This window comes from Paenibacillus sp. EKM211P (genome assembly GCF_011066175.1).
Classification (GTDB): Bacteria; Bacillota; Bacilli; order Paenibacillales; family Paenibacillaceae; genus Paenibacillus; species Paenibacillus polymyxa.
Genome location: NZ_JAAMNS010000006.1, coordinates 80,391 through 97,390, shown reverse-complemented (window position 1 = coordinate 97,390; position 17,000 = coordinate 80,391). Strand labels below are relative to the sequence as shown.

Here is a 17,000-nt window from a genome sequence, read left to right as displayed (position 1 = left end):
AATAATTAGGTTGATGCGAGAGTGTCTAGGCCGATTAGGTGCACCGTTTTAGGCACTCTCACGCTTACCTACCTGCGAACAGAAGGTAGGTGGGATTGAAGCACTACGCTATTCATAATGTCTATGTGTAATAATCTAGAAAGACATAGCTTTTTTTGGTTTATTTTTGTTCATCTGGGATATCAACAAAGAAATTTGTTGGATCAACTGGTTTTTGTCCCTGGTTTATTTCCTTTCCATTATTGTCAATGAGACTGTAACTTATTTCTCCAATGGCGGACATAAAGTTAAAATGGGCTACTCGATTTTGAAACGTAGGTCTCTGACCATCTTGTTCTAATAATTTATAAGGCAAAAAAGATAGACCATTGCTTTCTTTTTTTGTTGAGTCAAAGCGTGCCGTCCATATTAATTCAACACGATCGTTGCTAGCTTTATAGAAAGAGATTACATCCATTTCCTGAATGAAAAACGAATCTGATTTACCTTCAGGAAAATAATAGTCTGTGTTTAGATTTTCGTACCCTTTGGGTGTAAATTCTTTTAAATTACTAATTTTAGGGAGTTTGATTACTGCTCCTCTGGATACATTAAGCTTATCAGATGTATATTTCTTTTTTATTTCATTGCTTGCCTTTGCTACATATGCCGTTTGAGATTTTGGGTTCCAGGAGACATACGCACCGGATGAATCGGCTATAAATCGCAGAGGCACCATAACCCGTCCGTTTCTCAAAGTTGGGGCAACAGGCAATGTTATTTTTTTTGAACCAATGGTTGTATTTTTTTGTCCAACTTTCAAAACTGTTTTTTTACCGCTACGATCTATTACCACTGTTTTAGTAGTATTATTCCATGTAATGGATACCTCGGGTAAACTTTGTACAGCATTTAACGGGACCATCGTAGTGCCATGAGATTGATAAGCATCATCAGAGGGGATATTCAAATTATTAACGATAATATGTACCGAAGAAGCCCATGCTGCTCCCGCACTTAAAGTAAGACTCAAAATAGAAATACATGCAATTTTTGAGATGAAATTCATACTTTTTACCTCCAAAAATGTATTTGTTATTATAGACGGATAAAAAAGAGAAAAGTTACATCTATTTAATGATTATAACATAAAATGGATTGTATGAATCAAATTCAGTGACTCTTCTCACTTTTGTAGATCCCTGTTTTAGTATCTGCCTCGCTTATTTTGTTCCTGATTTTTCCTTGAACCAATGCAGTCCCGGGAATCTAAAAATAGGGTAGCTCTTATTTAAGAGCTACCCTATTTTTAGATTTTATTTTATGCTGGATCTAATTTTGTAATCAATGGAGCGTTGTTGAAAATTGTAAACTTATCTGCGCTATCCGATGTGCCACCATTAGGCACTCTGCGAATCGTGTTGGAAAGATCACTTGTCCATGTTTTATATGTTGCTCCACTAGTATCTGTTCTTAATTGAGTTTGTGAGAAACTGGCACGGCTATAGGAAGAGCCACCCTGATCTTGAACGCCGTGTACCATTTTTACTGTGTTATAAGTATTCAAGCCAGTGGTTTTTGTAACCAAAGCATTGTCTGTCCAAGGTAAAGTTGAACCGTTAAGATAGAGGGATGATCTCTTGGTGGAATGATCATATGTCAGCTTCAAATCTACAGTTTGACCTTTCTGGATAGAAGATACAGTTCGAGATCTCGAACCAGTTTCGGCGCCCTCCACACCGTTGATAAATACTTTGAATCCAGCAGCAGAATACGATATGCCAGCCTCAATGTTTGCTGCTCCAATGCCAAGATACCAGTCGAAATATCCATTTACAAAGTTAGCTTGAGAGGGGATTTGAAGCTTGGTTGTAATTCCTGTGTAATTTGCAGATTTAGTTTCCGTTACGATTGCACCATGTCTTGCCATAATATATCAACCTCCTGATTTTTTGTGAGGAATTGATGGAGTCGCTAACATCAAAATGGCTCCACATTCTTTAATGTTAGTCTTCAATTCCCTCTCACTTATGTAGGTGATTTAAGGCTGTGATTTACAACCAAATCGTGAAAATTGCCAATACATAAATTTTTTAATTCATGTACTACTTTGCTCGATTATCCCCTACACTTATATAGGAGTTTGAAAATGTAACTACACAACTGAACAATGACTTTTTTTCAGATTGAAGAAAATGCTTTTTGAACTGTTTAGCCCATGCTGAAGAATGTCGAAGCAAAAACTAAATAAGCTGCTTCCGGTTGAGTTCCAGAAACAGCTTATCGATAAAAGGATGTATTTTTTCATGATAAGCTCAAGAAATTGGGTTTTCATACTCTGAATAGCATCCTCTTTTGGCATACGGAAAAGTTTGCTTAATCGTTTAATATCTTGATCGAAATATTGAAAGATTGCATTCATGGCCTCTACATCGGATTGGGTTTGGGCAAGTTTTACTAACTTCATAAACTCATCATCTGACATAATTCGCGAGGATCCTTTTTCTTCCATTTGTTTACCGCCTGTTGAGTGATTTTGAGTTCTCTGGCTACCTGGGCCCCTGTTTTGTCGTTTATGTAAATTTCATAGATGACCTTTTTGCTTGCTTCACACTCTAATTTATTAATATAAGATTGTAACATCACTTTGTTATCAGATTCTTCCGAAAAAGAGGGTTGGAAGAGGTCAGGACTGCATTCCATAGAAACTTCACGTTTGCGATTACGTTTTTCCCGATACTACATTCGTCAAGCAATTCTATAAAGTTCGCGTCTATAATGTTCAATGGCTCCCAACGAAATTTACCTTCCTTATGTTCATATACGTGTATATAAGGGAGGGAGTTATCAAATTCTATTTAACAACCGTTAAAAAGAATGAAGATTCCTTCTTTGTAAAAAAAAATTGCGATTATTGTAACATTATCGAAAACCTCCTTTTTGCTCTTACAGGCTGTGATAAGTGAATACCAGGGGAAAATACCTTGCAGCGAAGCAAGTCATGTTCCTAGCTTTCTTCAAGAACCTTCTTACTTCTCTTCAAAATTCCTAGGGATTTAGCCTTGTACAGGGGCACGACGATGGAGTGCAGCGGAATCATGGTGCTGCCCTGTGCAGGCATACATGATGATTAGCGCAGCGCCAGCGTAGCGGCCCAGCGGTGGTACTGGCTCTTAGGTGAGCGCTCTTGCCGCCTTAGAGCCAGTAGCATGAGCCAGTTTCCCCACTCTCGTCCTATTCGCTCCCTTACTTGCTGATCAGCGAGCCTATTTGCTACAGATACCCCGGCTGGTTTTAACCAGCCTTTAGGGTTGCAACTGGCTCATAAAAAAGGGGTGCTCCTAGATTGATCCAGAAACACCCTTTTATCGCGACAAATTACCTTCTTTTGAGAAGTATGTATATTTTATGAAATCCCTAAACAGATAATGTATAATAATTGTAAATGGAGTGAGAGGAGAGAACTATGCTGACGAAGCTGAAGAATCCAATTTTTCTTATTTTGATGATTTTCTTAGCTACCTTCACGGTGCGAATTGTATATAATAATCCGCCCGACTATATTTATGATTGGTCGAACGATGTACGAAAAGTACCAGAATAGTCATAGAACCAGTATTATAGCCGACACGATTGTAGAACTGATTATGCTTATGATCTCATCCGGAATTATCCTATTTTTATTTATGTCACAAGAAACATGGTGGCATAAGTCGCTTTTTCTAATAGCAGAATCCTATTTCCTCGTTTACAGTAGCTATACTTTTAAAGAGATCATACTAAAAAATAAGGAAGTGAATTGATGAAGAATCGAACTATTAAGATTGCAGTTGTTATTGTTTTAGTACTAGCATGGGGCATTTATGGCACTTATTATTTTTTGAATTTAAATACCTCTATTCAAAAAGCTGTGTTGGATCAGGTCGATATGGATAATGTCTACCTTCAGATAATAAGAACGCACACTAAAATTACTAATGAACCAACCGATTATAACGTGCATGTGATGGAAAAGAGTGGAGTTAAAACAATATTGGATCAATTATCTGGCATTGAGCTAAAAAAAACAAACGGAATGAATAACGGGGATAAAGTTCCTTTTTACTATACTATTATCATCCGCCCGAAAAGCAATCAGGATTCAACATCGAAGTATGAAATTACATTTAAGAATAATAAGTTAGTATCTATCTTTGATCAGGAAAAAAATTATAGGCAGGAATATATGATAACAAACGAATTCGACTACCATTCGTTCAAAAATTCAATCGATAAACTTTTCCAGAAGGAGTAGTTAGTTTGTATAAAAAAGGTCGGTTGTCAAACTCAACCGACCTTTTCCTCAGTTATTTAGGAATTATTCTTAGAAAACTTCCCATCCATTTCCGGAGTGTGCTTTTTGTACAACGCCATTACCCGAAATAAAACGGATAACGGTACCGTCTTGTAGAGTGTACTCAAGGAACGGGAATTTAATCTGATAAAGATCGTATCTTTCACCGTAAAGGGCAATTTGATTGTTGATTTTATCAATGCCCGCAATACCGTTGCTAATGACATTTTCGACTGTCGAACCCGTGCCTGCGGCAAATAGCGAAGAGGCGAGGGAAGCAATTCCCATTGCTACCCCTACTGGTGTACTTGCAACGAAGATCAGCCCCAGAACTGTAGCTGTTATTCCTGACAGCCCTGCTACGATTGCAGCTGTGTTGGCAGAACCACCTCTGAAATTCCCGCTCTCTAATGCGACACGTTGTGCTTCACTCATTTTTAGTAATTGATACGGACTTGCCGTTATTGTTGTTGCATACTCTCGTGATCTTGCCATAATATATCAACCTCCTGATTTTTTATAGGAATTGATGGAGTCGCTGACATCTAAATGGCTCCACATTTATTTGATATCAGTCTTCAATTCCCTTTCCCTTATGTAGGTGATTTAAGGCTGTAAATTACAACCAAATCGTGAAAATTGCAAAGTACATAAATTTTTTAATTCATGTACTTTGCTCGATTATCCCCTACACTTATATAGGAGTTGGGGGCTGTAACTACACAACCGAATATGAATTTTTTTAGGTTAAGAAAATTCCCCTCTGAATTTGAATAGCCCCTCTAGTTAGAATAGGTGCTGGGATAAATCTTTAATTTATCCGGTATTATGGTCAAGATGTGAGAAGAGTTGAGGAGTACCTTTCAACTTGACTACAGCAAAAGCTAAATAAGCTGCCTCTGGTAGAGTAACCGCAAGCAGCTTATCGCCAAGGACACATTATTTTTTCATGATGAACTCTAGAAGTTCAGTTTTCATGGTCTGGATGGCATCCTCTTTTGGCATACGGATAAATTTACTTAATCGTTTAATATCTGGATCAAAATATTGGAAAATTGCATTCATAGCCTCTACATCGGATTTTGTTTGGGCGAGTTCTACTAATTTCATAAACTCATCATCTGACATAAATCGTGAAGCGCCTTCTTTTTCCATTTGCTCACCGCCTGTTGTGTAATATGAAGTTCCTTGGCAACTTGGCTTTCTGCTTTATCGTTTATGTAAATTTCATAGATGACTTTTTTGCCTGTCTCAGACCTTAATCTATTAATATATGATTGCATCATTATTTTGTTATCGGACTCTTCCGAAAACGAGGTTTGAAAGAGATTAGGTTTGGATTCTAAAGAAATTTCGCGTTTCCGATTGCGTTTTGTACGATACTGCATTCTCCAAGCAATTCTATAAAGCTCGCGTCGATAATCTTCGATAGCACCCATCGGAAATTTCCTCCCTTATGTTCATATACGTACATATAAGGTAGGAGTTCTCGAAATCAATAAAACAACCAATTTATAGCGTCAATATTGTTTTTTTAGCGAATATAATGTAATTTTGAATAATTTTGAAACTATTTGAAATTTCCATGTAGAAACCATTGAAGGGTATGGGCGATATGGAAGTTGGTAGAAGACCAGGTGTGTGTTGGTATGGATGACGAGCAGGAGCAAAAAGAATCATATCCGGTAAGCGGAGGGAACCGCTGTTGCAAAAAAACAGATGAAGTCAGACTCTTTTTTTTTTATGCTATATTTTATACATAAATAAAATAATCAGAGGGTTGAGGTGCAGCATGACATCAATGACGATTGTCGATCCATCCGTCAAACCAGGAATAGTGGCTTATCAGGCAAGTAATGAAGATCAGGCTGAGATTCAGGAGTTAATTTTAAAGACGGCCAGATGGCTGCACAGCAAGGGTTCCACGCAATGGGGCAAATTACTAAAAGGAGAAGATGATCACAATATGGGCGGAGCTATAGCACGCGGAGAAGTGGTTATTTTCCGAACCTCAGACAATCATCGCTTGGCAGGCGCAGTGATCTTGCAGCAGCAGCCCAGTGCTTGGGATTGTAGATTGTGGGGATTAGACGGGATGAATTCCGAGGGAGGTACCTCCGTGTATCTGCATCGTTTGGTTGTAGATCGCGATAACACGGGGAAGGGACTGGGCCGTGAGCTTATGCAGTGGATTGAGCAAGGTATCCGCTTCGCCGGCAAGGATCGAATCCGTCTGGATTGTATTGCGGGCAATGACAAGCTTAGCGGTTTTTACCAACAATGTGGCTATACTTATATAGGCGAAACAAATGGCTATAACACTTTTGAAAAGATGCTAATAAAGTCATAGAAAACGGAATCATAATTGAAGGAATACAAAAGAAGGAAGCAGGTGATCTGCATTCTTCTTTTTTTGTTGTGCAGACCTTTACGTCCTCGTGATGTCTTTCTCTTGGTTACTGTCATATCAGAGCCACTCAAAAGAAAAAAATTTATATAAAAATGAAAATGGGGATATCGCGCTTTCTCCTTCTACATATGATGATAGGGAAAGTTTTGTAAGCGCTTCAAAGAAGGGTGATATACAACCATGCGAAGCTACAGGAGGCGGTTAAGGTGGACAATTACATGAGTTGGATAAAAATTGGATTTTTCCTCAGCATTCTGTTTTTACTTGCAACGGCATGCAGCACTTCTCCCAAAATAGAGAATACAGATGGACAAAAGGTGCGGCTTACGATGCAGGTTTGGGGTAACCCTGCGGAGGTGAAGGTTTATCAGCGGGCACTGGATGCATTTGAAAAAGAGAATCCGAATATCGAAGTTAAGCTGGTACCAGTACCGGGAGACCAATATGAGCAAAAGCTGTTGACACAGCTACAAGGAAGTCGCGGACCGGATGTCTTTTATTCATATGAGTCGACGATTGCGCGTTTGATCGGAGCAAAACAGGTGCAGCCTTTGGGTGAATTTTTAAAAAGTGAGGCAAGTGACGTGAAGGCCGAGGATTTTCCGGAAGGATTATGGGGTCCGGCCAAGCGTGATGGGGAAATCTATGGGGTCACTCCTGACTCAAACCCGATGGTCATGTACTACAACAAAAAGGTATTTAAGGAAGCAGGTGTGAAAACACCGCAGGAATACTATGATGAGGGCAAGTGGAACTGGGACGCCTTTGAGGAGGTTACATCCAAGCTGAAGGCCGCCGGAAAGCAGGGCTATATTGCGGAAAACTGGTGGGCTCACTGGTATTCATGGGTGTGGTCGAATGGTGGCCGGATCTTTGATGAACAAGGCAAGTATGTGCTGGACCACAATGAAAAGGGCAAGGAAGCCTTCGCTTTTATGCACGATATGGTGAAAAAGGGAAATGCGGTATACCTTGGCTCGCTTCCGAAAGGGCAGGGGGCTGATGCGATGTTCATGTCCAATCAGGTCGGCATGCTGGCGGCAGGAAGATGGCTGGAGCCCTTGTTTAGTCAAAATAAAAGCCTCGACTTTGATTATATCTACTGGCCCTCCAACACTGGTAAAAATGAGCCTGTCGCCATCCCGGTTGCATATGTAGCTGTCAACAAAAACAGTCCGCATGTGCAAGAGGCCATGAAGCTGGCAGCCTTCTACGTCTCTGTGAAAGGGCAGGAGGCGCGGCTGGTTGAAGGTGGCAATGCCATGGGTACGCTTGCTGCCGCAGATGAGAGCATCATGAAAAAGGCGACGATTGAGCACTCGGGCTATCTGACTGAGGGACGTGATAAAGGGCATGCTTATGGTTCTGCATTGGCGTATGATGCACAGGTGCCGGGGTTGAACTCCGATATAACGGAAACCATTGACCTGATGTTCCTGGGCAAGCAGGATGCTGCGACAACCATTGAAAAGTTGAATCAGATCATATCCAAGGCGGTCAAGTAAACACGGGATGGGCCGTGACCAGGGAGGAAGGTGACAAGATGCAGAAAAAGCATCAAGCGCTGTGGGGCTATCTATTTATTGGCCCCCAGTTTCTTGGTCTGTTATGTTTTTCACTGCTGCCCTTGCTGTATGCGTTTTACTTAAGCTTTGTCAATTGGGATGGTTTTGGGGTGCCTTTGTTTGTCGGCTTGGACAATTTTAAAGGTCAATTATCTGATCCTGATTTTTGGAAGGCACTCATTAATACGGTGTACTATATGGTGCTGGTCATTCCGGTGGGGATTGTGTTGGCTCTGCTCGTAGCCATCGTACTCAATAAAGTGAAGGGCAGGGAAATCTATCGCTTGTTTTTTTTCATGCCTGTCGTAACCAGTTCGGTATCGGTTGGGGTCATCTGGATGTGGATACTGAATGGTGAATTTGGCATTTTAAACCATTTACTGCGAGCGATTGGCATTGCAGGCCCGATGTGGCTTACCGATACGCATTGGGTGATCCCGTCGATTGCTTTACTTAGCATATGGCTGGGACTGGGATACAACATGGTCATTTTTTTGGCAGGACTTCAGGGCATCTCCAAAAGCTATTACGAGGCAGCCGAAATTGACGGGGCCAGCAAGTTCCAGCAGCTAAGGTATATCACATTGCCGCTATTGTCACCAACAACCTTTTTTGTCACCATCATGATGGTCATCAGCTCTTTTCAGGTGTTCGATCAGGCGTTCGTCATGACAAACGGCGGGCCAGCCAAAGCAAGCTATACGCTTGTGTATCACATTTACGATCAGGCATTCATTGATTTCACGATGGGAGAAAGTGCGGCAGCGGCAATGATTTTGTTCGTGATTATTCTCATATTTACACTGCTGCAATTTAAAATGCAAAAGAGGTGGGTGCACTATGGAGATTAGTTGCAGAGGCAGGATGCTCCTGCGCCATGTGCTGCTCGCTGTCGGCTCTTTAATCATGTTTTTTCCATTTTTGTGGACCATCCTCAGTTCTTTAAAGGATATCTCTCAAATTTTTGTCGTTCCGCCACAATGGATTCCCGATCCGTTTGTATGGAGCAACTATCCGGCATCGCTGGAGGCCATGCCCTTCGTGCAGGCGTACATGAACAGCTTTTACATTACGTTTATCATCGTGACAGCGACGCTGATTAGCGCATCTATGGCAGCGTATGCCTTTGCTAAAATCCGTTTTCCGGGTTCGGATATATTGTTTATTTTGTTCCTCGCTACGATGATGGTGCCTAAGCAGGTAACGATGATTCCGCTATACTTGGTGATGGATCGTATCGGCTGGCTTGATACGCATTGGTCTCTGATTGTACCTGGAGCCTTGTTTAATGCATTCGCGGTGTTTTTGCTCCGTCAATTCGTCATGGGAATTCCACGCGATCTGGAGGAAGCAGCAGTCATGGACGGGGCGGGATACATTCGCATTTACTGGAGTGTCATTCTGCCACTCATTCGTCCGGCATTGGCGGCGATCGGGATTTTCACTTTTTTGGGTACCTGGAACAGCTTTCTTGATCCGCTGATCTATCTAAATATACCAGAGAAATTTACAGTTCCACTTTTGCTCAACAATTTCAAAGGACTATATACCGCCGATTGGTCACTGATGATGGCAGGTACCACCATCTCCGTCGTCCCGGTGCTCATCGTCTACATCATCGCCCAAAAGCAAATTATTGAGGGGATTACCTTAACAGGTATCAAGGGGTAGGGGCTTTTCCCTACTCCTTTTTATGTACTTTCCGATACTGTAATGGAGTACGCCCGGTGAAATGCTTGAATACACGGCCAAAGTGAGCAATGCTGTCAAAGCCCGTTTTTTCAGCAATGGCGGTCACTTTCCAGTTTGTTTCCTTCAAATACGCCCGAGCCTGCTGGACCCGTACATCCTGAAGATACTCGACCAACGTAAAACCTGTGGTCTGCTTGAAAATGCGGCACAGATATGTGCTGCTAATATAAAAGTGTCCTGCCAGTTGCTCCAACGATAGCTTCTCGGCATAGTGGATATGCAGATACTCAATCACCGAGTACACGCGCTGCTGCTTCTCGCTGCGCTCAGGCGCTATGGTCTCAGGAGCCGCTGATTGTATGCGGCGGATTCGTATCAGTAGCTGCAGCAGCAGGCTTTGAAGATACATATATCGGTATGCATGCTCTTGATGGTATTCATCCAGCATTTGCTGGAACAGATGCTCCAGCTCACGTTGTTCTGCTGCAGAGGGGCGAAGCAAAAAGCTTTTTTCAGGCAATAGCAGGTGATTCTGATCGCCGGATGGAGTGACAGACGTGGACGAGCCTACAAACGCTTCATCAAAGTTGATCAAAATTCGCTCATGGCTGCCGTTCCCTTTGTTACTCGTACGGTGGAAATCATGTTTGCTAATCCAGATCAGATCGCCCTTTTGTAGTGCGTATACACGCTGATTAATGTAGTAGTAACGCTCTCCTGCCAGCAGATAATAGATTTCATGCGCTTGATGGACATGGTCGGCAGACATGCTAAATGGCACCGTCCGAAGCGCTTGCTCGATAGCAAAATGGGGAGTGGCGATCATAACGACGTGCTCCTTTATGAAAATATTCATGAGGATAATATATGCATACTTTTTGGATGAATTCACAATAAAAGCGAAGATTTCGCTCTTTCTTATACTATAAAATAGAAGTAATTCATGTAAAGGGTGTGAACCTATTGGCTAAAATCAAATATGCACTTGTGGGCACCGGAGGAAGAGCTGAATTTTTTTACGGTGAAGTTGTTACCGTTTTCAAAGATACATCAGAGCTAGTCGCGTTCTGTGACGTCAACCAGACGAGAATGGACTATGCCAATCGGCTGTTGCAAGAGAAATACGAGCACCAGCTGATTCCAACCTATAAAGCTCACGAATTTGATCGGATGATCGCGGAGGTGAAGCCGGATATCGTCATCGTCACTACCATTGACCGGGTGCATCATCGGTATATTATCCGGGCGATGGAGCTGGGCTGTGATGTCATTTCCGAGAAGCCGATGACGGTGGACGAGGACAAATGCCAAGACATTCTGGATGCCATAGAACGCACGGGACGGAAGCTGCGCGTCACCTTTAACTATCGCTATGCCCCGCATAATACGAAAATCCGTGAGGTTATCATGGACGGGACACTGGGTGACATCTTATCAGTCAATTTTGAATGGCTGCTGAATACCCAGCATGGCGCGGATTATTTCCGCCGCTGGCACCGGGACAAGCGCAATAGCGGCGGTCTGCTGGTGCACAAATCAACGCATCATTTTGACCTGATGAACTTCTGGCTTGGCTCGAAGCCGGAGACGGTATATGCGCTGGGCGATCTGAAATTTTATGGCCGGGAGAATGCGGAGCAGCGTGGCGTGACGGAGTTCTATCAACGGGCTTACGGCAGCAAGGCGGCGGAGAATGACCCTTTTGCCTTACATCTGGATCGTAACGAGCATCTAAAAAGTATGTATCTGGATGCGGAGCATGAGGATGGGTACGAGCGTGATCAAAGCGTATTTGGCGACAATATCAGTATTGAGGATACGCTCAGTGTCATGGTGAAGTATCAGAATAAAACGGTTATGAACTACTCACTGAACGCTTATATGCCTTGGGAGGGCTTTATCATCGTATTTAACGGCACCAAGGGACGGATGGAAGTTCGGGTATCCGAGCAATCCTATGTTAATTCCGGTGGTAGCAAGGCAGATGAGGGGGCGCTAAAAGAGAAAACCATCACGATCTATCCTCACTTTGCAGCACCTTACGAGGTCGAAGTAGAGGAAGGCGTGGGGGGACATGGCGGAGGAGATCCGGTCATGCTGCGGGATATTTTCGATAAGCCGGCAGAGGATCGGTTTCATCGTGCGGCCTCCCATATTGATGGCGCATGGTCCATTTTAACAGGCATCGCTGCCAACCGCTCTATGCGCACAGGTCTGCCGGTGAAGGTGGAGCAACTGGTGCGATTATAACGATGGTAAGTAGACAGCAACTTTAATAACAAGAAGCCTCCTCTATCAGATGAATGAGGAGGCTTCTTGTTTGTATTATATATAAGGCGGCCTTTATATTTGGTTTATTATATAGAAACCATAGAAACAGTATCAAGATTTAATACTGACAGCTGGGAACCTGTTCCTGTACCAGTAACTTGGAATTCTAAATTAAAGACTGAACGGCCTAATAAAGAAGCTGCTGGAATAGTCAAACTATAACTTTGGTATCTTCCTGAAGGAATACTTATGAGGTTTAGTACTCCACCTGAAAATGTGCTACCTAGAAGTCTAACCCGGAGGATACCAGTGGAACTTGGTGATTCAGCAAAAAATGTTAATCGATATGAACGAAAGGGACTTAGAGAAAGAGTTTGAGTTAATGATGCACTTTGACCTGGCAGAACCGAATAGCGGGCATTTGCCCTGCCTGTATGAGGGCGAACGCGCGAGAGAGATACATTACCTACAGGACGCCATGGCGAAAAGGAACTATTTTCAAAACTCCCGTTACGTACTTGAGTAACTCTAAATTTAGTTTGACGTTTAGTTCGATATCTAAGAATTGGAGGGACAACTTTTTTAGTCCGGCGGCTAACTCTTTTAACAGACATCTTGCCAACTCCTTTACTATAAATAGTTAGTATAAAGTATGTGGCTCTCATTTAGAGAGTGTTAGTTATCGGCACATAATTTCTACTATATTCCCGTTTATATTATAGTGAGTGACAAGGCAACCGGTGGGAAAGACACAGTGAAACTACCCGAAAGAGGGGGGCTGTGTCTCTTGATCTGATCGTGAAGATTCCTGACGTTGTGATGAAGATGGTCAGTATTACTACTGGCCTGAAGACTTTGGTCCAGACATATTTTATTATTTATCAGTCTTCAGCTCACGGGTTCCCAGCTGTTGTACAGGTCGATGGTTGTCGGGAAAAATGGCAGCAAACTGATTGATTTGATCTGCTGACATTTCAATAGGCTGTTCCAATACCGTCCAATTCACATGTTCTGTACATGGCGGGGTAGTCAGTGATCCGTTGTAGCGAACGGAGTGCAGGTCTTTTGGCAGCAGCGTGGCAAGATTTATTTCTCCCTCCAAGTTCGCTTCTTGAGAGATACCTTTTGGCAGTTTGGACCAGATGCGGTTGAAGGCCTTGTTTTCTTTGCCACTTTGTATAAGAACCCCTAAGACAGCTGTGCTTCCGTTGTCGCTTTGATGAACAAAATGAAGCTCCATTTCAGCATTTTTACCGTCTATTTGGTGTTCACTTGGATGATGAAAATGGAACTGCTTTAAGGTGAATGTAGTGCCGTCCACGACAATATTATTGCTGGGACTAGCTGCATTGACTTGGACGGTATGTCCATTATTCAGTATGGATACTTTAGTGGTTGAATAATGAACCTGCAGCGGTTGCTGCGTATGCGAAGCTTCCAGATGGGAATGCTCTATGTTGATGGGAGATTGCTCCTGACCGTTACCACAAGCGACAAAATCCTTTTCCAGCTCCCCCCAATGCTCCGGTCCTTCATCCCCTTCGTAGGACCAGTGCGGGCTTTTCTGAATAACTGCATGAGCGTTGTTAGCTGAGGACGATGATGCGCTAGTAGGACTAGAAGTGGCGGGTGATGTACATCCTGTTACCGACAGTGCCAAGATTATGGAAAATATGCTGAACAAGCAACCTCTCCAATGTTTTTTCATGTTTCTTTATCCTTCTTCCAAATAGAGTATGTGAAACTTTTTACATTGTAAATTATTGTACAAAGTTCCTGCAAGGGTACAAGGACTTAGGAAAAAGGTAGAAATGGTTGCTTATTATTACCGGGGTGTAGAAAGAATAATGGAGTGGTGAAATTTTGTTTGTCCTCTTTGGGGGAAGTGACTATAATAGTGGGGTGTGCGTTACAAAATAATTCCATATCTACTCAAAGGAGAGATCTACATGAAAGCAGCAATTGTTACAAAAGACAAGAAAGTTAGTGTAGAAGAGAAACCTTTGCGCTCCCTGAAACATGGGGAAGCGTTAGTCCAAGTTGAATATTGTGGGGTTTGCCACACAGATTTGCACGTAAAAAATGCAGATTTCGGTGATGTCACAGGCAGAGTTCTGGGACATGAAGGTATTGGGAAAGTCATTGAATTAGGTGAAGGAGTGACCAGTCTTAAAATTGGCGATCGCGTAAGTATTGCCTGGATGTTCGAAAGCTGCGGTCACTGCGAATATTGTTTAACTGGACGGGAAACTTTGTGTCGTGAAGTTAAAAATGCCGGATACACGGTAGACGGTGCAATGGCAGAACAATGTATTGTCACAGCTGACTATGCGGTCAAAGTACCAGATAATCTTGATCCTGCCGCTGCAAGTAGTGTAACTTGCGCAGGGGTTACAACATATAAAGCAGTTAAAGTAAGCGATATCAGACCAGGACAATGGATCGGTATCTTCGGTATCGGCGGCTTGGGTAACCTGGCTGTGCAATACGCTAAAAATGTATTCAATGCTAAAGTTGTAGCCTTTGACATCAGTGATGAAAAACTCGAACTGGCCAAAAAAATTGGTGCTGATTATATTGTTAACAGCATGAAAGAAGATCCAGTCGCCCGAGCTAAGGAATTAACGAACGGTGCTGGTCTGGATGCAACCGTGGTTACTGCTGTTGCCAAAACACCTTTCAACCAAGCTATTGACGTTGTGAAGGCTGGCGCGCGTGTCGTAGCTGTAGGTCTTCCAACCGATAAAATGGATCTGGACATTCCGCGTCTGGTTCTGGACGGCATTCAAGTAATCGGTTCTTTGGTCGGTACTCGTGAAGACCTTAAAGAAGCGTTCCAGTTTGCTGCAGAAGGTAAAGTTGTTCCTCTTGTACAAAAACGTCCGCTTGAAGACATCAATGAGATCTTCGAAGAGATGGAGCATGGCAAAATCCAAGGACGTATGGTCATTGATTTTACCAAATAAAATGATGTCCAATTCGTAACTCTTGGAATTGTAAGAGAGAGAAAGCGCCTGCTGATCTAGTGCAGACGCTTTTTTTGCTTTACAGCTTATTCAGAATGTTATCCTCCAAAACCGCAGATTTATCCCCGTATTCTTTAATAATATGTCTTTCTCCCCAGGCACAAAGTGAATCCAAAATGCTTTTCAAACTACATCCATATTCACTAAGCTCGTACTCCACTTTGGGTGGAACCTGATTATAACTAATCCGATTGACAATGCCGTCTTCCTCTAATTCACGAAGCTGTTGAGTCAGCATTTTTTGTGTTATGGAAGGCATCATGCGCTTTAATTCACTTGTTCGCATCTTTCCATGGGTCAAATGACACAGAATCACACACTTCCATTTTCCTCCGATCACCTCTAATGTCGCCTCAACAGAGATATTGTATTTTTTCTTTCCCAATGCCGATCCCTCCGTGTATGTCGCCTCTAAGGTACTTTTTGGTACCTATATCACTAAAAAGTACGTACTGTTCATAATTGATTGAATAACTCATAATAACATCTGCTGGTCGAAGATTACTATAGATAGGAGTGAAAAACATGTCGCCAGAATCCAAACGAAGTATCTGGCCATTACTGGCTTTAGCCGTAAGCGCCTTTGCCATTGGGACCACTGAGTTCATCAGCGTAGGATTGCTTCCCCTGATCGCTGAAGACTTGCACATATCCGTAACAATGTCCGCACTAACTGTAACGCTGTATGCATTAGGGGTTACCATTGGGGCACCTGTGTTGACCTCGTTAACATCGAGTGTTCCTCGTAAAACGCTACTGCTGTGGATCATGATTGTGTTTATAGCAGGCAACAGCCTTGCTGCGGTCTCTAGTGGAATCACCCTGCTGCTGATTGCACGTGTCATCTCGGCGTTCTCCCATGGAGTGTTCATGTCCATCGGGTCCACCATCGCGGCCGACCTTGTTCCCGATGATCGGCGGGCGAGTGCCATTTCGATTATGTTCTCCGGCTTGACCGTTGCCACCGTTACAGGAGTGCCGTTGGGCACCTACGTGGGGCAGCAATGGGGTTGGCGGGCTGCATTTATGGCTATTGTGGTCGTCGGTGTTGTGGCCCTCATTGCCAATCTGATCCTGCTGCCCTCTACGCTTCGGAAAGGGAACAAGACCCCTTTCAGCGAGCAGGTCAAACTGGTTACGAATGGTCGCTTGCTACTTGCATTTATCATTACTGCCTTGGGATATGGGGGCACATTCGTCGTGTTTACTTATTTATCTCCATTACTTCATGACATAACCGGTTTTGGAGAAAATACGGTAACATTCATTCTCTTATTGTATGGAATCGCCATTGCTATCGGGAATGTCATCGGTGGAAAAGCTGCGAACCGCAGACCGCTTTCAGCTTTGTTTTACATGTTTCTGATTCAAGCTGTGATCCTGTTTCTGCTGTGGTTTACCGTGCCATTTCAAACGGCAGGTCTGTTGACGATTTTTTTTATGGGATTGCTTGCGTTTATGAATGTGCCTGGTCTACAGGTGTATGTAGTTATGTTAGCCGAACGTTTTGCACCCAAAGCGGTCGATGTCGCCTCTGCTGTTAATATTGCGGCTTTTAATGCAGGAATCGCAATCGGAGCATATGTGGGAGGAATTGTGACAGATTCACTGGGGCTTATGCATACGACTTGGGTCGGTGGGGTAATGGTTTTTGTTGCGGTTCTACTGACAGCATGGAGTCGTATGCTCGAAAAAAGGGATACAACCGCCTTGGTAGGCTAAAA

Annotated in this window: 18 protein-coding genes; 8 read left to right on the top strand and 10 right to left on the bottom strand. The window is 42.9% G+C overall.

Going from position 1 to position 17,000, the window contains the following annotated elements; translation table 11 throughout:
- Positions 1-160: 160 nt before the first annotated feature.
- The 3 genes from G9G57_RS11935 to G9G57_RS25865 all read right to left on the bottom strand — a co-directional run bounded on the left by G9G57_RS11935 (position 161) and on the right by G9G57_RS25865 (position 2,491).
- Entirely contained in the window at positions 161-1,048 is an 888-nt protein-coding gene (locus G9G57_RS11935; RefSeq protein ID WP_164964985.1) for a copper amine oxidase N-terminal domain-containing protein, read from the bottom strand.
- 252 nt (positions 1,049-1,300) lie between these two features.
- A complete protein-coding gene (locus tag G9G57_RS11930) occupies positions 1,301-1,909 on the bottom strand; it encodes a hypothetical protein (protein WP_164964984.1) in 609 nt (202 codons plus the stop codon).
- Positions 1,910-2,134: 225 nt separating this feature from the next.
- Positions 2,135-2,491 (bottom strand): hypothetical protein, encoded by a 357-nt coding sequence (locus G9G57_RS25865; protein WP_238799282.1) that lies wholly within the window; start codon positions 2,489-2,491, stop codon positions 2,135-2,137.
- Between the two features lie 1,290 nt (positions 2,492-3,781).
- Between G9G57_RS25865 and G9G57_RS11920 the strand changes: the two genes are divergently transcribed.
- The gene (locus G9G57_RS11920) at positions 3,782-4,273 is read left to right on the top strand and encodes a hypothetical protein (protein ID WP_164964983.1); all 492 of its coding nucleotides are present in this window, start codon (positions 3,782-3,784) and stop codon (positions 4,271-4,273) included.
- 69 nt (positions 4,274-4,342) lie between these two features.
- Here the strand turns inward: G9G57_RS11920 and G9G57_RS11915 are convergent, their stop codons facing one another.
- The 3 genes from G9G57_RS11915 to G9G57_RS11905 all read right to left on the bottom strand — a co-directional run bounded on the left by G9G57_RS11915 (position 4,343) and on the right by G9G57_RS11905 (position 5,751).
- Positions 4,343-4,807, bottom strand: a complete 465-nt coding sequence (locus G9G57_RS11915) for a hypothetical protein (protein ID WP_058712115.1) — start codon at positions 4,805-4,807, stop codon at positions 4,343-4,345.
- A 444-nt stretch (positions 4,808-5,251) separates the two neighbouring features.
- A complete protein-coding gene (locus G9G57_RS11910; protein WP_225164832.1) occupies positions 5,252-5,467 on the bottom strand; it encodes a helix-turn-helix domain-containing protein in 216 nt (71 codons plus the stop codon).
- Positions 5,419-5,751 (bottom strand): sigma-70 family RNA polymerase sigma factor, encoded by a 333-nt coding sequence (locus tag G9G57_RS11905; RefSeq protein WP_164964982.1) that lies wholly within the window; start codon positions 5,749-5,751, stop codon positions 5,419-5,421. The genes G9G57_RS11910 and G9G57_RS11905 overlap by 49 nt, the downstream gene beginning before the upstream one ends.
- A gap of 353 nt (positions 5,752-6,104) precedes the next feature.
- Between G9G57_RS11905 and G9G57_RS11900 the strand changes: the two genes are divergently transcribed.
- The 4 genes from G9G57_RS11900 to G9G57_RS11885 all read left to right on the top strand — a co-directional run bounded on the left by G9G57_RS11900 (position 6,105) and on the right by G9G57_RS11885 (position 9,958).
- Positions 6,105-6,662: a GNAT family N-acetyltransferase gene (locus G9G57_RS11900; protein ID WP_164964981.1), complete on the top strand. Its 558-nt coding sequence runs from the start codon at positions 6,105-6,107 to the stop codon at positions 6,660-6,662.
- A gap of 266 nt (positions 6,663-6,928) precedes the next feature.
- The gene (locus G9G57_RS11895; protein WP_113050867.1) at positions 6,929-8,227 is read left to right on the top strand and encodes an ABC transporter substrate-binding protein; all 1,299 of its coding nucleotides are present in this window, start codon (positions 6,929-6,931) and stop codon (positions 8,225-8,227) included.
- Between the two features lie 38 nt (positions 8,228-8,265).
- Positions 8,266-9,138, top strand: a complete 873-nt coding sequence (locus G9G57_RS11890) for a carbohydrate ABC transporter permease (RefSeq protein WP_017425662.1) — start codon at positions 8,266-8,268, stop codon at positions 9,136-9,138.
- Positions 9,128-9,958, top strand: a complete 831-nt coding sequence (locus G9G57_RS11885) for a carbohydrate ABC transporter permease (protein ID WP_164964980.1) — start codon at positions 9,128-9,130, stop codon at positions 9,956-9,958. The genes G9G57_RS11890 and G9G57_RS11885 overlap by 11 nt, the downstream gene beginning before the upstream one ends.
- Before the next feature lie 10 nt (positions 9,959-9,968).
- Here G9G57_RS11885 and G9G57_RS11880 read toward each other — a convergent pair whose 3' ends face one another.
- Positions 9,969-10,805 (bottom strand): helix-turn-helix transcriptional regulator, encoded by an 837-nt coding sequence (locus tag G9G57_RS11880; protein ID WP_017425664.1) that lies wholly within the window; start codon positions 10,803-10,805, stop codon positions 9,969-9,971.
- Between the two features lie 137 nt (positions 10,806-10,942).
- Between G9G57_RS11880 and G9G57_RS11875 the strand changes: the two genes are divergently transcribed.
- Positions 10,943-12,229 (top strand): Gfo/Idh/MocA family protein, encoded by a 1,287-nt coding sequence (locus tag G9G57_RS11875; RefSeq protein ID WP_164964979.1) that lies wholly within the window; start codon positions 10,943-10,945, stop codon positions 12,227-12,229.
- Positions 12,230-12,336: 107 nt separating this feature from the next.
- Here the strand turns inward: G9G57_RS11875 and G9G57_RS11870 are convergent, their stop codons facing one another.
- Together G9G57_RS11870 and G9G57_RS11865 are read right to left on the bottom strand one after the other, a co-directional pair.
- On the bottom strand, positions 12,337-12,864 hold the full coding sequence (locus G9G57_RS11870) for a hypothetical protein (protein ID WP_143069152.1): 528 nt from the start codon (positions 12,862-12,864) through the stop codon (positions 12,337-12,339).
- Positions 12,865-13,124: 260 nt separating this feature from the next.
- Positions 13,125-13,958: a carbonic anhydrase gene (locus G9G57_RS11865; RefSeq protein ID WP_164964978.1), complete on the bottom strand. Its 834-nt coding sequence runs from the start codon at positions 13,956-13,958 to the stop codon at positions 13,125-13,127.
- Between the two features lie 241 nt (positions 13,959-14,199).
- On the opposite strand from G9G57_RS11865, the gene adhP reads away from it, so the two are divergent.
- A complete protein-coding gene (gene adhP / locus G9G57_RS11860) occupies positions 14,200-15,216 on the top strand; it encodes an alcohol dehydrogenase AdhP (protein WP_016820203.1) in 1,017 nt (338 codons plus the stop codon).
- A gap of 79 nt (positions 15,217-15,295) precedes the next feature.
- Here the strand turns inward: adhP and G9G57_RS11855 are convergent, their stop codons facing one another.
- Entirely contained in the window at positions 15,296-15,661 is a 366-nt protein-coding gene (locus tag G9G57_RS11855; RefSeq protein WP_013368959.1) for a winged helix-turn-helix transcriptional regulator, read from the bottom strand.
- Between the two features lie 140 nt (positions 15,662-15,801).
- Between G9G57_RS11855 and G9G57_RS11850 the strand changes: the two genes are divergently transcribed.
- The gene (locus G9G57_RS11850) at positions 15,802-16,998 is read left to right on the top strand and encodes an MFS transporter (RefSeq protein WP_038978233.1); all 1,197 of its coding nucleotides are present in this window, start codon (positions 15,802-15,804) and stop codon (positions 16,996-16,998) included.
- Positions 16,999-17,000: the final 2 nt, after the last annotated feature.

Bases quoted from the DNA above. Each gene is read 5' to 3' on its own strand.
- G9G57_RS11935 (WP_164964985.1), bottom strand. From the start codon at position 1,048: ATGAATTTCATCTCAAAAATTGCATGTATTTCTATTTTGAGTCTTACT.
- G9G57_RS11930 (WP_164964984.1), bottom strand. From the start codon at position 1,909: ATGGCAAGACATGGTGCAATCGTAACGGAAACTAAATCTGCAAATTAC.
- G9G57_RS25865 (WP_238799282.1), bottom strand. From the start codon at position 2,491: ATGGAAGAAAAAGGATCCTCGCGAATTATGTCAGATGATGAGTTTATG.
- G9G57_RS11920 (WP_164964983.1), top strand. From the start codon at position 3,782: ATGAAGAATCGAACTATTAAGATTGCAGTTGTTATTGTTTTAGTACTA.
- G9G57_RS11915 (WP_058712115.1), bottom strand. From the start codon at position 4,807: ATGGCAAGATCACGAGAGTATGCAACAACAATAACGGCAAGTCCGTAT.
- G9G57_RS11910 (WP_225164832.1), bottom strand. From the start codon at position 5,467: ATGGAAAAAGAAGGCGCTTCACGATTTATGTCAGATGATGAGTTTATG.
- G9G57_RS11905 (WP_164964982.1), bottom strand. From the start codon at position 5,751: ATGGGTGCTATCGAAGATTATCGACGCGAGCTTTATAGAATTGCTTGG.
- G9G57_RS11900 (WP_164964981.1), top strand. From the start codon at position 6,105: ATGACATCAATGACGATTGTCGATCCATCCGTCAAACCAGGAATAGTG.
- G9G57_RS11890 (WP_017425662.1), top strand. From the start codon at position 8,266: ATGCAGAAAAAGCATCAAGCGCTGTGGGGCTATCTATTTATTGGCCCC.
- G9G57_RS11885 (WP_164964980.1), top strand. From the start codon at position 9,128: ATGGAGATTAGTTGCAGAGGCAGGATGCTCCTGCGCCATGTGCTGCTC.
- G9G57_RS11880 (WP_017425664.1), bottom strand. From the start codon at position 10,805: ATGATCGCCACTCCCCATTTTGCTATCGAGCAAGCGCTTCGGACGGTG.
- G9G57_RS11870 (WP_143069152.1), bottom strand. From the start codon at position 12,864: ATGTCTGTTAAAAGAGTTAGCCGCCGGACTAAAAAAGTTGTCCCTCCA.
- G9G57_RS11865 (WP_164964978.1), bottom strand. From the start codon at position 13,958: ATGAAAAAACATTGGAGAGGTTGCTTGTTCAGCATATTTTCCATAATC.
- adhP (WP_016820203.1), top strand. From the start codon at position 14,200: ATGAAAGCAGCAATTGTTACAAAAGACAAGAAAGTTAGTGTAGAAGAG.
- G9G57_RS11850 (WP_038978233.1), top strand. From the start codon at position 15,802: ATGTCGCCAGAATCCAAACGAAGTATCTGGCCATTACTGGCTTTAGCC.